Origin of the sequence: Neisseria sp. HMSC055H02 (assembly GCF_001813335.1) — a bacterium.
Taxonomy (GTDB): Bacteria; Pseudomonadota; Gammaproteobacteria; order Burkholderiales; family Neisseriaceae; genus Neisseria; species Neisseria sicca_C.
Genome location: NZ_KV812062.1, coordinates 4,835 through 18,807, shown reverse-complemented (window position 1 = coordinate 18,807; position 13,973 = coordinate 4,835). Strand labels below are relative to the sequence as shown.

8 protein-coding genes are annotated in these 13,973 nt (G+C 54.0%); 3 read left to right on the top strand and 5 right to left on the bottom strand.

All coding sequences use genetic code 11. The features are described 5' to 3' along the window. The first annotated feature begins 186 nt into the window (after positions 1-186). A complete protein-coding gene (cysI, locus tag HMPREF2907_RS00630; RefSeq protein WP_070679126.1) occupies positions 187-1,941 on the top strand; it encodes an assimilatory sulfite reductase (NADPH) hemoprotein subunit in 1,755 nt (584 codons plus the stop codon). A gap of 737 nt (positions 1,942-2,678) precedes the next feature. Here the strand turns inward: cysI and HMPREF2907_RS00620 are convergent. After that, a complete protein-coding gene (locus HMPREF2907_RS00620) occupies positions 2,679-4,193 on the bottom strand; it encodes a polyamine aminopropyltransferase (protein ID WP_070679124.1) in 1,515 nt (504 codons plus the stop codon). Between the two features lie 213 nt (positions 4,194-4,406). Between HMPREF2907_RS00620 and purF the strand changes: the two genes are divergently transcribed. Continuing rightward, entirely contained in the window at positions 4,407-5,951 is a 1,545-nt protein-coding gene (purF, locus tag HMPREF2907_RS00615) for an amidophosphoribosyltransferase (RefSeq protein ID WP_070679123.1), read from the top strand. 437 nt (positions 5,952-6,388) lie between these two features. Here purF and HMPREF2907_RS00610 read toward each other — a convergent pair whose 3' ends face one another. After that, positions 6,389-6,853, bottom strand: coding sequence for an Lrp/AsnC ligand binding domain-containing protein (locus HMPREF2907_RS00610; protein WP_083310624.1), 465 nt, complete (start codon positions 6,851-6,853; stop codon positions 6,389-6,391). A gap of 136 nt (positions 6,854-6,989) precedes the next feature. Between HMPREF2907_RS00610 and HMPREF2907_RS00605 the strand changes: the two genes are divergently transcribed. Further along, a complete protein-coding gene (locus HMPREF2907_RS00605) occupies positions 6,990-8,249 on the top strand; it encodes a D-amino acid dehydrogenase (protein ID WP_070679122.1) in 1,260 nt (419 codons plus the stop codon). Between the two features lie 242 nt (positions 8,250-8,491). On the opposite strand, the gene HMPREF2907_RS00600 is transcribed toward HMPREF2907_RS00605, so the two are convergent. The 3 genes from HMPREF2907_RS00600 to HMPREF2907_RS00590 all read right to left on the bottom strand — a co-directional run bounded on the left by HMPREF2907_RS00600 (position 8,492) and on the right by HMPREF2907_RS00590 (position 13,820). After that, a complete protein-coding gene (locus tag HMPREF2907_RS00600) occupies positions 8,492-9,829 on the bottom strand; it encodes a DUF3482 domain-containing protein (protein WP_141754375.1) in 1,338 nt (445 codons plus the stop codon). Positions 9,830-9,900: 71 nt separating this feature from the next. Further along, entirely contained in the window at positions 9,901-11,241 is a 1,341-nt protein-coding gene (locus tag HMPREF2907_RS00595) for a DUF2868 domain-containing protein (protein WP_070679120.1), read from the bottom strand. A gap of 353 nt (positions 11,242-11,594) precedes the next feature. Next, positions 11,595-13,820 (bottom strand): NADP-dependent isocitrate dehydrogenase, encoded by a 2,226-nt coding sequence (locus HMPREF2907_RS00590; RefSeq protein ID WP_070679119.1) that lies wholly within the window; start codon positions 13,818-13,820, stop codon positions 11,595-11,597. Between the last annotated feature and the right edge of the window lie 153 nt (positions 13,821-13,973).

Below are 13,973 nucleotides of genomic sequence, written 5' to 3'. Positions count from 1 at the left end.
GATGTCCAACTTTTGGGGTGCAGTTCAATGTTCAGACGACCTTTTTTCTATTTGGTGCAGTGTGCCCCTACATTACAGGTAATCTTTTGGATATAACGAAATCATCTTTAAATCGAACAAACCATTCTTTCCCATTTTCAGACGACCTGATTAAAGTAGCTCCAAACTGAGAATAAGGAGCACCCTATGACTACCACCGCCGACCCACGCGCCAAACTGCCCGACACCCCGCTTTCCGGCAACGAAGCCCTGAAAGACCGCAGCGACTATCTGCACGGTACCATCAAAGACGATTTGACCGACGACTTTACCGGCGGCTTTACCGCCGACAATTTCCAGCTCATCCGTTTCCACGGCATGTACGAGCAGGATAACCGCGACATCCGCGCCGAGCGTACCGATCAAAAACTCGAACCCTTAAAAAACATGATGTTGCGCTGCCGCCTGCCCGGCGGCATCATCACGCCGGCGCAGTGGCTGGGCATAGACGAATTTGCCGGCGACCACACCATTTACGGTTCCATCCGCCTGACCAACCGCCAAACTTTCCAATACCACGGCATTTTAAAAACCGATTTGAAGCTGGCGCACCAGTCCCTGCACAAACTCGGCCTCGATTCCATCGCCACCGCCAGCGACGTCAACCGCAACGTACTCTGCACCAGCAATCCCGTTCAAAGCCCGCTGCACCAAGAAGCCTACGAATGGGCGAAACGCATCAGTATGCACCTCCTGCCGCGCACTATGGCATACGCCGATGTCTGGCTGGACGGCGAAAAAGTGTTCACCACCGAACCGACCGAACCGCGCAACAAAGAAATCGCCGACGACATCGAACCGATTTTGGGCAAAACCTATCTGCCGCGCAAATTCAAAACCGCCGTCGTCATCCCGCCCGACAACGATGTGGACATTCATTCCAACGATTTAGGATTTGTCGCCATCGAAGAAAACGGCAAACTCGTCGGCTTCAACGTCCTTGTCGGCGGCGGGCTGTCCAGCGAACACGGCAACACCAAAACCTACCCCAACACCTCCTACGAATTCGGTTTCGTCCCCCTCGAATACACCCTCAACGCCGCCGAAGCCGTCGTCAGCACCCAGCGCGACTGGGGCAACCGCAGCGACCGCAAAGCCGCCCGCACCCGCTACACCCTCCAGCGCGTCGGCGTCGAAGTATTCAAAGAAGAAGTCGAAAAGCGCATGGGCATCAAGTTCGAACCCATCCGCCCCTACGCCTTCACCCATCGCGGCGACCACATCGGCTGGGTTAAAGGCCTCGAAGGCAACTGGCACCTGACCCTGTTCATCGAAAACGGCCGCCTGCTCGACTACCCCGGCAGGCCGTTGAAAACCGGTGTGCGCGAAATCGCCAAAATCCATCCCGGCGACTTCCGTCTGACCGCCAACCAAAACCTCGTCGTCGCCAACGTCCCGCCCGAGCTGAAAGACACCATAGACAAAATCGCCAAAGAACACGGCTTAATCAGCAAATCCATCACCATCCAGCGCGAAAACTCCATGGCGTGCGTCGCCCTGCCAACCTGTCCGCTGGCGATGGCGGAAGCCGAACGCTTCCTGCCGTCGTTCTCCGACAAAATCGACGAAATGTTCGCCAAATACGGCTTGGAAGACGAATACATCGTCCTGCGCGTCACCGGCTGCCCCAACGGCTGCGGCCGCGCCATGCTCGCCGAAATCGGCTTGGTCGGCAAAGCCGTCGGCCGCTACAACCTCTACGCCGGCGGCAACCGCGAAGGCACCCGCATCCCGCGCCTCTTTAAAGAAAACATCACCGAACCCGAAATCCTCGAAATCGTCGACGGCTGGGTCGGTAACTGGGCGCAAAACCGCCTTGACGACGAAGGCTTCGGCGACTTCGCCGTCCGCACCGGCATCGTCAAACCCGTCCTCGACCCGCCGCGCGATTTTTGGGTATGAGTGCAGGTAAGGAAGGATGTACAGGAAGAAAGGTCGTCTGAAAAATTCAGACGACCTTTTGGATTTTGAGAACAACGGTTTTCTCGGGCGAACGCGGGACGCAATCGTTCGCTTTAGGGGCGGGTTGGAAGGCCGTTTGAAAAGTTGTCGTGGTGCAGGCTGTGTCTCCAGATTGCTGCAGTCGGACAGACGGCGGGAAGGAAAGTTTTCGCTGGCAAAGCCCATGCTGTGATATCTTATTCGAAAGGTCGTCCGAATCTAGCAAACATAATTAATTTTAATTCCGGCATATCATTAAATTCCGTCATTCCCGCCCCCGCCTACGCGAGGACAGGCTACGGCGGGAGTCCATCGTAAAACTTGAGAAACCTTGGTTTGAAAAACAGTTTCTGAATTTCAAAAATGGATTGCCGCCTGCTCAGGAATGACGACAACTGGTAAATTGCGTATCTGAAAGAAAGTATAGTGGATTAAATTTAAATCAGGACAAGGCGACGAAGCCGCAGACAGTACAAATAGTACGGAACCGATTCACTTGGTGCTTCAGCACCTTAGAGAATCGTTCTCTTTGAGCTAAGGGCGAGGCAACGCCGTACTGGTTTAAATTTAATCTACTATAATTTAGCTATAGCCCGACTTTGGGTTGGCAAACTCGAAAAAATAAGAGTAAGAGTTGAAAGCCGGTAGTCAAAAGGTCGTCTGAAAATGTTCAGACGACCTTTGTTTTGAGAAAAAGCTCAACGGATGACGTTGTGCCAGTCGCTTTCGAAATAGCTGACGAGGATTTGGTTGTTCAGATAATTCGGCTCGACCTTGCGCCTTGCCATGTCGGGCGGGAAGCGGAACATTTCGGCGGCGGTTTGGGCGTTCAGATAACGCGTAGGGACGTCGAATTTCTGCGGGACGGGGAATTGTTTATCGAAGCCTGCCAACACAAATCCCCATTCGCCGAAGGAGGGGACGTAAACGTGATAAGGCGCGGTGGAAAGGCCGGCGGCTTCGAGGGTGGCGACGACCGACCAGTAGGCGTTGGGGGCGAAGTAGGGCGAGGTGGACTGGACGACGATTTTGCCCTGCGGCTGAAGATGGCGGGCGACGAGGCGGTACATGGGGACGGAGTAGAGTTTGCCCAGTGAGAAATTGGACGGGTCGGGCAGGTCGATGATGATGACGTCGAATTTTTCAGACGACCCCTCCAGCCATTTGGCGGCATCGTCGTTGACGATGTGCATTTTGGGGTGGGACAGCGAGCCTTGGTTGAGCGCGCTTAAGGTGGCAGAGGTTTTAAAAGTGGCGGTCATGTCGGGGTCTAAATCGACCAGGGTAACGTGTTTGACCTGCGGGTATTTCAAGACTTCGCGCGCCGCCAATCCGTCGCCGCCGCCGAGGATGAGGATGCGGGAGGCGTTTTGAACCATCTGCATGGCGGGCAGGACGAGGGCTTCGTGGTAACGGGCTTCGTCGCGCGAGGAGAATTGCAGGTTGCCGTTGATGTAGAGGCGGGTGTCATCTTTCCAGCGGGTCACGACGAGCCGCTGGTAGGGCGAGTGGCTTTGATAGACGACGGGGTCGCCAAAATAGCTTTGTTCGGCTTTGAAGGAGATGCGGTCGGCGTAGGCGAAGGTGGCGGCGAGGACGGACAAGACAATCAGCGCGCGCAGGCGGATGGCGCGGTAGCGGGGCAGTTCGGCTTTGAATACGCGTGCGGTCAGGTAGGCGACGGCGGCGTTGAGGATGCCGAACAAGAGGGCGGAACGCGCCATGCCGAGTTTGGGGGCGAGTAGAAGCGGGAAGAGCAAGGAAACGGCGAGTGCGCCCAGATAGTCGAAGGTCAGGACTTTGGCAACGAGTTCTTTAAACTCCGCGCCTTTGCGGTTTAACACGCGCATGACCAACGGGATTTCCATGCCGACGACTGCGCCGACAATCAGCACGAAGGCATAGAGCAGGGTGCGGAACGGGGCGGCGGAAAGTCCGAAGGCGACGAACAATGCCAGCGCGGAAATGCCGCCGATGATGCCGACCAGAAGTTCGATTTCGATAAAGCGGTGCAACACGTCTTCGTCTTTGATGTAGCGGGTCAGGTGCGCGCCTATGCCCATCGAGAAAAGATAAAGTCCGATGACGGAAGAAAACTGCAAAATGCTATCGCCCAAAAGATAGCTCGCCAGCGCGGCGATGATGAGTTCGTAGGCGAGGCCGCAACTGGCGACGATGAAGACGGAGATGATGAGGGTGCGGTTGGCGGTCATGGTGTGGTAGGAATAGGGTTTGAGCTGCTATTGTATATTGAAATAGGGATGGTCTGCCGCAAAGGTCGTCTGAAAAACTCCAGCCGTTTGTTCAGACGACGTTTCCGTATTTTTGGGGTTGACATGAAAATATTGTCAACAATTTGGGCAACTTTGTCCGATTTATTCTATAATTCTAGTTTCCAAGTTAACCTCGAATTCGGAGAAGACGATATGTGCGGTGTATTAGGTTTGGTCAGCCATGAGCCGGTAAACCAGCTTCTGTACGACGGTTTGCAGATGTTGCAACACAGGGGGCAGGATGCGGCGGGCATTGTAACGGCCGAGGGCGGCACGTTTCACATGCACAAAGGCAAAGGCATGGTGCGCGAAGTGTTCCGCACACGCAATATGCGCGATTTGATCGGCAACGCGGGCATCTCCCACGTCCGTTATCCTACGGCGGGCAACGCGGGCAGCAGCGCGGAGGCGCAACCTTTCTACGTCAGCTCGCCTTTCGGCATCGTGTTGGCACACAACGGCAACCTCACCAATACCGCCGAACTGTATGAAAACGTGTGCAACAAACACCTGCGCCACGTCAACACCAGCTCCGATTCCGAAGTCTTGCTCAACGTATTCGCGCACGAATTGCGCCGCGAAGTCTCTAAAAACGCCAATCCCCACCGGCTCAATATCGACAATATTTTCAACGCCGTTGCCGAAGTCCACCGCCTGGTGCGCGGCGCATACGGCGTGGTTGCCATGATTGCGGGCTACGGCATGCTCGCTTTCCGCGATCCTTACGGCATCCGCCCGCTGGTGTTGGGTTCGCAAACCGACGAGGCAGGCAGAAAATCCTATGCCGTCGCCTCCGAATCCGTTGCCTTCAATGCGCTTGCCTACGATTTGGAACGCGATATCCAACCGGGCGAAGCGGTGTTTGTCGGCTTTGACGGCACACTGATTGCCCGTCAATGCAGCGACCGCGCCAAACTCAGCCCCTGCCTCTTCGAATACGTCTATTTTGCCCGTCCCGACTCCGTAATCGACGGCGTATCGGTTTACCAATCGCGTTTGGATATGGGCGTGTCCTTAGCGGAAAAAATCAAACGCGAGCTGCCCGTGGACGACATCGACGTCGTGATGCCCATTCCCGACACCAGCCGGCCCAGCGCGATGGAACTTGCCGTCCACCTCAAAAAACCTTACCGCGAAGGTTTGATTAAAAACCGCTATATCGGCCGTACCTTTATCATGCCCGGTCAGGCGACGCGCAAAAAGTCCGTGCGCCAAAAACTCAGCCCGATGGAAACCGAGTTTGAAGGAAAAAGCGTATTGCTGGTGGACGATTCCATCGTGCGCGGGACGACCAGCCGCGAAATCGTCGAAATGGTACGCGCAGCAGGCGCGCGCAAAGTCTATATCGCCTCCGCCGCTCCCGAAGTACGCTATCCCAATGTGTACGGCATCGACATGCCCACGCGCGAAGAATTGATTGCCAACGGGCGCAGCGCGGCGGAAATTGCCGCCGAAATCGGCGCGGACGGCATCGTTTTCCAAAATTTGAGCGATTTGGAAGCCGTCGTTAAAGCACTCAATCCGAAAATCGAGTCCTTCGATTCGTCCTGTTTCAACGGCATCTATCAAACCGGCGACATCGACCAAGCCTACCTCGACCGCCTGTCCGCCGAGAAATCCGGCTGCGGCGGCTTGAAAGTCCACCCGAGCAGGATGGAACACAGCATCAGCATCAGCGATGCGGGCGACGAAGAATAAAACCGGTTTGAACGATTAAGGCAAAAGGTCGTCTGAAAACCGCCCTCCTTTAAGGGGAAAGGGTTTTCAGACGGCCTTTTCCCTTTGAATGAAAGAGCCTGATTTTGCCAAAGGGTTATTCCTAATTTATTTATACTTCATGGAATATAACTACAAAATACAAAAATACAACAATCAAAGAGAAACTTTACAAGAAAAAACTTGCATTACTTCCGCTTAAAGCGCATAATTCGTCCCGTTAGCTGGTTCGAGTAGTCAGTTAATAGTTTCTCCTCTATTTCTCCTTTGTAGACTTGGCACACATCTTATTGATGTGTGCATTTTTTTTGCTTTTTTCTTTCAATCTAATGATATAAGCAAAGAAGTTACAATATTTCATATTTCCCTATCTACTATCTACCAGTGTAATTATTCTAATCTTGGCTTCTGTCCTACACTCAATCCAAATCCAATACCGTTTCTTCTTTTACTTCCTCCATCACCACATAACTTCGGCTTTCCGCCGCGGCAGGCAGGTGCAGTAAAATATTGCCCAACATATCCCGATAGGCCGACATATCGGGCAGGCGGACTTTAATCAGATAATCGTATTCGCCCGATACCAAGTGGCATTCCAAAATTTGCGGAATCCTCATGACTTCCCGACGAAAATCTTCAAAAATATTGCCTGACTTCGAACGCAGCTTCAATTCGACAAAAATCAACAATCCTTTGCCCAATAAATTCGGATTGAGGCGGGCGTGATAGCCGGTAATGAAATTATCGCGCTCCAGCCGTTTGACGCGCTCGGTAACAGGCGTAGTCGAAAGCCTCACTTTCTCCGCCAGCTCCGTCATCGGTATCCGGGCGTTTTGTTGCAGAAATTTTAAAATTTTCAGATCGGTTTTATCCAGTTCTTTCATGATGCTTTTCCTTTTGAATGTCATTAAATAGGGATAATACATACGAAATTATTAAAAATAAAGTGAATATCTCTAATAAAAATATCCTAAACTAGCCATTCATAATCAAAAATAATTTAAATTTTAAGGAGAAGATATGAAGCTGATTGTTTTGGGCGCAGGTATCGCCGGAGTTTCAGCCGCATGGTATTTGGCTTCCGAAGGGCATGACGTAACCGTCATCGACCGCGCCGACGATGTGGCAATGGAAACCAGCTTTGCCAATGCAGGGCAGCTCTCTTACGGCTACACGACGCCTTGGGCGGCTCCGGGTATTCCGCTCAAGGCCTTGAAATGGATGTTCAAGCAACACTCGCCCTTAATTTTTCAACCCGACGGAAGCCTGTTTCAAATCCGCTGGCTCAAACAAATGCTGGACAACTGTACGGCGGAGCGTTATCAGATCAATAAAGAGAGGATGGTTCGGATTTCAGAATACAGCCGTGAAATGTTCCGTCTTTTTAAAGAACAGGAAAACATTGATTTTGAGGGTAGAAACAAGGGGACTTTGCAAATCTTCCGCACGCAAAAAGAAGTTGCCGCGGCTGAAAAAGACATTGCCGTTTTAGAACGTTACGGCGTTCTCCTACGTCGTCTGAAACCTGAAGAATGTTTGGAATTCGAACCCGCGCTACACCATGCTTTACCTAAAATCGCAGGCGGATTGCACCTTCCTGCCGATGCCACCGGCGATTGCCGTCTGTTTACCCGAAAACTGCGCGATTTGTGCATACAGAAAGGCGTGCGTTTTGAATTCGGACATCACATACGCCGCATCATACACGACCGACACCGCATTACTGCCGTTGAAACCGACCAAGGACAGTTCGGGGCAGACGCATTCGTATGCGCCTTAGGCTGTTTCAGCAGAACGGTTTTGGAGGATTTGGGCTGGGATTTGCCGATTTATCCGGTAAAAGGCTATTCACTGACCCTTCCTATCGTTCATGATGAAAAAGCGCCGGTTTCCACCGTTCTTGATGAAACATACAAAGTTGCCATTACCCGCTTCGACAAACGCATCCGCGTCGGCGGTATGGCGGAGTTGTCAGGTTACGGATTGCATTTATCCGAAAAACGCCGTGCTACTTTGGCATTGGTCGTCAACGACCTTTTCCCGGGCGGCGGAGATTTGCAGCAGGCGGAATTTTGGAGCGGGTTACGGCCGATGACGCCCGACAGCACGCCGCTTATCGGCAAAACACCATTGGAAAACTTGTTTTTGAACACAGGACACGGGACTTTGGGTTGGACCATGTCGCTCGGCTCTGCCAAACTGGCCGCCGATATAGTCTGCGGTAAGGAAACCGAAATCCGCAGCGATGATTTGGGTTTGTCTCGTTACACGAAAGTTTGACGGCGCAATGCGCTGTCTTTGTAAAAAGGTCGTCTGAAAACGGATATAGCAAGTTTCCTCAAACCTATATTCCGACTTTCAGGCGACCTTTTTCAATTCGGTATTGTATTGTCGCAGGTAAAGTCCACATTGCGACACTTTGGGTTTTCAACCCGCTACACTTAGTAGAGTAGGTGAAGTTGCCAATATGGCAAAGGTCGTCTGAAAGCCTTGAGTTAAGGTTTCAGACGACCTTTGATTTTTTATCTGCCCAATTTCCTACTCAAACTTTCCGTATATTCCTCGCGTTCGGCGCGGCTGGTTTCGGGGAGGTGGGTGTTGAGGGACGACCATTTCCACCTGCTGCGCGCTTTGTTGAGTTCGGACGGGAGTTTGTCCGGCGTCCAGGGCGCTTTGCGGCTGTGCAACTCGACTTGCGATTGCGCCGCATGGCCGCGCGTTTGCAGGATGTGGAGCAAATCGAGGGCGCGGGCGGCAAGCAGGGTAAGGGTTTCGGGGTCGGTGTGTAAGGTTTGGCGGCCGGTGAGCTTGTCGGAAATGGTGCGGGTATTGGGCAGGATGCCGCCCAAAAAGCCGCCGATTGCCGTACCCAAGCCGAGCGAACCGCCGAGCGTGGCGATGTCCAGCCCCAAGCCGATGAGTGCGCCGGTTGCTGCGCCCGTGCCGGTACGGATGCCGTATTGTTTGAGCAACTCGCTGTCGAACGGATCTTGATGGAAGGCTTTGGGTACCCAGTCGCCGCCGTCGATTTCGCTGTGGTAGAAGCGGTAGAGGGCAAACAGCCGCTGCTGCATCTGTCGTTCGAGCTGGCGGATTTCTGCCTGCATGGTTTGCAGGACGGGCGCGGGGTCGTCGTTTTCGTCGATTTCCTGCGTGAAGGCTGCCACATCGAGCAGGAAACCTGCGATTTCGTGCCGCGCTTCTTTGTCCAGACGCGTCCATTCGCAGCGGCGGGAAGCGGTCAGACGGTCGATGATGTCGTGTTGCGGCAGCATGGTGGCGAGCTTGTTCCAAAGGTTCAATTCGCCTTCAAAATCGAAGGCGACAGTGTCGAACCCTGCGAAAACATGGAGATTGCGACGCGCCAACATGGTTGTCCACGCTTCGGGAAGTTGTCCGCCGGTAAAGTTGAACACGGGCATAACCGGTTTGGCGCACCATGAAAGGATGGTCAATTCATCCCGATATTTGTCGAGTACGGGTTCGCGCGCGTCGATGACGTACAACGCCATGTCGCTTTGCAAAAGCTGCCGCAGCACTTTGGCTTCTTGGTTGAAATCATGATGCGCGCCGTGGCTGTCGAGGAACTTTTGCAGCCGCTCGATGCCGTCGGCACGGGCATCCGTATGGGTTTCCAGCCAATCCAAAACGCCGCCGGCATCTTCGAGTCCGGGCGTATCGTACAGGTACAGCAGCGTGTCGGCGCCGTCGGTAATCGCGGCTTCTTCGACATGGCGCGTGGTGGACGGAGCGTTTTTGACTTCGCCGAACCCGCTGTCGCGCAACAGGGTGCGCAGGAGCGAGGTTTTGCCGGTATTGGTGTGCCCGACGACGGCGAGGGAAAGGGGTTGGTTGTTCATCATATTTTGAGAGAATGGATTTTCAGACGACCTTTTTCAGGATGGCGGCTTAACAAAACATTTCAAGTACGTTATTGGTTTTTCAGACGACCTTCCTGCGCCGCCTTGTCAGGTTCCAGCCATGCCACGTCGCACTCTGCCAGCGCGTTGCGCCAGTGGTCCAATGTTTCGGACAGGTCGTCTGAAAGCGCCCGTTCCGTCAAAAGCTGTACCACCGCCCCGCCCTGCGCCGCTTCCGAAAGCCGGACAATCTGCCGCAACACGCCGCGGTCGGGGACGGTTTCCGCGCGCACGCCGATGAGGAGCTGGGCGGGTTTCTGTTTCAATTCCGCCTCTAAATCGGCAACTTCTTCACGATTCGCCGCCACGCCTTTATCCAGCCATTCCTGCGCCAGCCTGCCCGCAAACCATGTGCCTTCGTGCCATTCGGTTTCCAACATGACTGCCCACTTGGGCGCGTCGTTTAAGGTGATTTTCGGGGAAACGGCGGATACGGTTTCCCGACGCGTGTCCGCATCGACGATTTTGTTCTGCCAACGGCGGATAACCGCCTGATAATAAGGCTTCTCCAAATCCAGCTTGCTTTGGCTTGTTTTTAAAAAGATTTTGCACACCGCCCAAGCCAGCAGGCGCGGCAGGATGCCGTAGCAGGCTATGCTGCCGACCAACAAGCCCGACCATGCGCGCGCATCGGCGATGTTGCCGTTCAGACGACCTTCGACCACCGCCCGCGCATCGGGCGCAGGGAAACCGAGTTTCGACGGCAACCATGCCAGCATCTCCACCGCGCGCACCGAAGCGGCATTGGTCAACAGTGTGCTTTCCCAGTTGAACGTATATTGGCGCACCAAAAGCAGCAGCAATACCGACGCCAACATCCCGCTCAGGGTGCAGAGCCATAGACTGTGCGAAGTCGCGCCGGCAATCCAACGCGCCGAAGGCTGCCGCCATTCGTCCGCATACAGCCGAAACACCGCCTGATTGACGGGGTCTTTACCCCGAAACCACGTCGCCGGACTGCTGAAAAACCGCCCCACTTTCACACGCAGGAACAACGTTGCCAACCATACCGCCAACATCAGCGTATTCATGCCCAACACGCCTGCCAAAATCAGGAAAAAATTCAGCCCTTGGCTGTCCATCAGAAGGTAAGTGCCGGAAAAGCCGCCGCTAAACATCATTGTCGCCGCCACGACCCACAGCCAAAACGACCCGGTCCGCACTTGTTCCAAGGTATGCCGAAGCCTGCGGTCTCTGTCTATCATCTCCGCGCGGCGGATGATTTTTCCTTCCACGCCGCCCTCGACATGCCGCAACGCCTCCGTTGCCTGCACGGGATCGCCGGCAAAAATATAGCCGCCCTCTTCCAAAATACGGACAAGTTCGGCGAGTTTTCGGGATGGGTTCAACATAAAAAGGTCGTCTGAAAGGGATGGTGAAAACGCAAAGATTTTATCACAGCCCTTTTCATCCGTAGGCAGGATTCTTGAGTCCGGTTTTTATAGCAAATGGCAAGGCTCGTTTATTTTGAGCGCCTTTTCCGCCACCAGCCTCATTATTTCCACGTAAGCGGGGATTTATTGGAAACCCTAAGAAAGAGAGATTGGCAAAGCGTCGGTAAAATTCAAAACCAGTTTTTCAGCCGGCGTTGCAAGGACGAAAAATAAGAACTGTATAAAAGCTAAGTACCAAAAAGGTCGTCTGAAAACCTTTAAATACAGGTTTTCAGACGACCTTTCATGTTTACAACTTTACCGTAATGCTTTTACAGCTTTGCCAATGCCTGATTGAACGTTTCGCTCGGGCGCATGGCCTGGGCGGCTTTTGCGGCGTCGGGGGCGTAGTAGCCGCCGATGTCGGCTGTTTTGCCTTGTGCGGCGGAAAGCTCGGCAACGATTTTGGCTTCGTTTTCCGCCAACGATTTGGCCAACGGCGCAAATGCCGCTTTCAATTCCGCGTCTTTATCCTGCGCCGCCAGTTCTTGCGCCCAATAGAGGGTGAGGTAGAAATGGCTGCCGCGGTTGTCGAGTTCGCCTGCTTTGCGTTTGGGCGATTTGTCGTTCAACAGCAGTTTTTCGGTGGCGGCATCCAGCGTATCGGCGAGGACTTGGGCTTTGGTGTTGCCGGTTTTTTGCGCCAGATGTTCAAACGATACGGCGAGTGCGAGGAATTCGCCCAGCGAGTCCCAGCGCAGGTGGTTTTCTTCGAGGAACTGTTGGACGTGTTTCGGTGCGGAGCCGCCCGCGCCGGTTTCAAACATACCGCCGCCGTTCATCAACGGAACGATGGACAGCATTTTCGCGCTGGTGCCGAGTTCCAAAATCGGGAACAGGTCGGTCAGATAATCGCGCAGGACGTTGCCTGTTACGGAAATGGTGTCTTCGCCGTTTTTCAGACGACCCAAGCTGAACTTGGCGGCTTCTTCGGGCGCGAGGACGCGGATGTAGAGGCCGTCGGTATCCAGTTCGGCAAGGTAGGCGTTGACTTTGGCAAGCAGGCTTTTATCGTGCGGACGGTTTTCGTCGAGCCAGAACACGGCGGGCGTGTTGCTCAGGCGGGCGCGGTTGACGGCGAGTTGTACCCAGTCTTTGACGGGCGCGTCTTTGGTTTGGCACATACGCCAGATGTCGCCTGCTTCAACGTCGTGCTGCATCAGGACTTTGCCTGCCGCATCAATGACTTGAACCTGACCGTCGGCTTCGATTTCGAAAGTTTTATTGTGCGAACCATATTCTTCGGCCGCCTGCGCCATCAGGCCGACGTTGGGTACTGTACCCATGGTTGTCGGATCGAACGCGCCGTGTTCGCGGCAGAAGTCGATGGTTGCTTGATAAACGCCTGCGTAGCTGCTGTCAGGAATCACGGCTTTGGTGTCTTGCGCTTTGCCGTCTTTGTCCCACATACGGCCGGAATTGCGGATCATCGCAGGCATGGAAGCATCGACGATAACATCGCTGGGGACGTGCAGGTTGGTAATGCCTTTGTCGGAATCGACCATCGCCAAATCAGGGTTGGCGGCGTAAACGGCGGCAATTTCGGCTTCGACGGCAGCGCGGGTGTCCGCATCCAGTTTGTCCAGATTGGCAAGCAGGTTGCCGAAGCCGTTGTTGACGTTGACGCCGGCGGCAGCCAGTTTGTCGCCGAATTTTTCAAAAACAGGCGCGAAGAACACTTTGACAGCGTGTCCGAAGATAATCGGGTCGGACACTTTCATCATGGTGGCTTTCATGTGCAGCGAGAACAAAACGCCTTTTGCTTTCGCGTCTTGCACTTGTTCGGCAAGGAAGGCGAGCAGGGCTTTTTTACTCATCACGGTCGCGTCGATGATTTCGCCGGCTTTCAGGGCGACGGGCTCGCGTAACTCTTTCTTGTTGCCTTGTTTGTCGGTGAACACGATGGATACGGAAGTCGCATCGGGTACGGTAACGGATTGTTCGTTATGGAAAAAGTCGCCGCTTTGCATGGTGGCAACGTGGGTTTTGGAATCTTTGGTCCATGCGCCCATGCTGTGCGGATTTTTTTTCGCAAAGTTTTTCACTGCTTTAGGCGCGCGGCGGTCGGAGTTGCCTTCGCGCAAAACGGGGTTGACCGCGCTGCCTTTGATGCGGTCGTAACGTTCGCGCACGGCTTTTTCTTCATCGGTTTGCGGGTCGGCGGGATAGTCGGGGACGGCAAAGCCTTTGGCCTGCAATTCTTTAATTGCGGCGGTCAGTTGCGGTACGGACGCACTGATGTTCGGCAGTTTGATCACGTTGGCGTCGGGCTGTTTCACCAGTTCGCCCAACTCGGCAAGCGCGTCGGGTACGCGCTGCGCTTCGGTCAGATGTTCGGGGAACGCCGCCAGAATGCGGCCGGACAGGGAAATATCGCTGGTTTTGACTTCGATACCGGCATGGCGGGTAAACGCCTGCACAATCGGCAGCAGGGATTGGGTCGCCAGCGCGGGGGCTTCGTCGGTATGGGTGTAGATAATGGTGGCTTTGCTAGTCATGGGATATTCTCTTGTAGGTTAGGTTTTTCTTTTCGAATGCGGCACAAAAGCGCGCTGCGTGGCTATTATGGCATATTTCGGCAGGCTTGGGATATGGTTTTAATATGTTATCAAGCTGCTTGCAAAAAGGTCGTCTGAAACTTTCAGACGACC

Excerpts from the sequence above, each read along its gene's own strand:
- HMPREF2907_RS00600 (WP_141754375.1), bottom strand. The coding sequence starts at position 9,829 with ATGAACAACCAACCCCTTTCCCTCGCCGTCGTCGGGCACACCAATACC.
- HMPREF2907_RS00595 (WP_070679120.1), bottom strand. The coding sequence starts at position 11,241 with ATGTTGAACCCATCCCGAAAACTCGCCGAACTTGTCCGTATTTTGGAA.
- HMPREF2907_RS00610 (WP_083310624.1), bottom strand. The coding sequence starts at position 6,853 with ATGAAAGAACTGGATAAAACCGATCTGAAAATTTTAAAATTTCTGCAA.
- HMPREF2907_RS00605 (WP_070679122.1), top strand. The coding sequence starts at position 6,990 with ATGAAGCTGATTGTTTTGGGCGCAGGTATCGCCGGAGTTTCAGCCGCA.
- HMPREF2907_RS00620 (WP_070679124.1), bottom strand. The coding sequence starts at position 4,193 with ATGACCGCCAACCGCACCCTCATCATCTCCGTCTTCATCGTCGCCAGT.
- purF (WP_070679123.1), top strand. The coding sequence starts at position 4,407 with ATGTGCGGTGTATTAGGTTTGGTCAGCCATGAGCCGGTAAACCAGCTT.
- cysI (WP_070679126.1), top strand. The coding sequence starts at position 187 with ATGACTACCACCGCCGACCCACGCGCCAAACTGCCCGACACCCCGCTT.
- HMPREF2907_RS00590 (WP_070679119.1), bottom strand. The coding sequence starts at position 13,820 with ATGACTAGCAAAGCCACCATTATCTACACCCATACCGACGAAGCCCCC.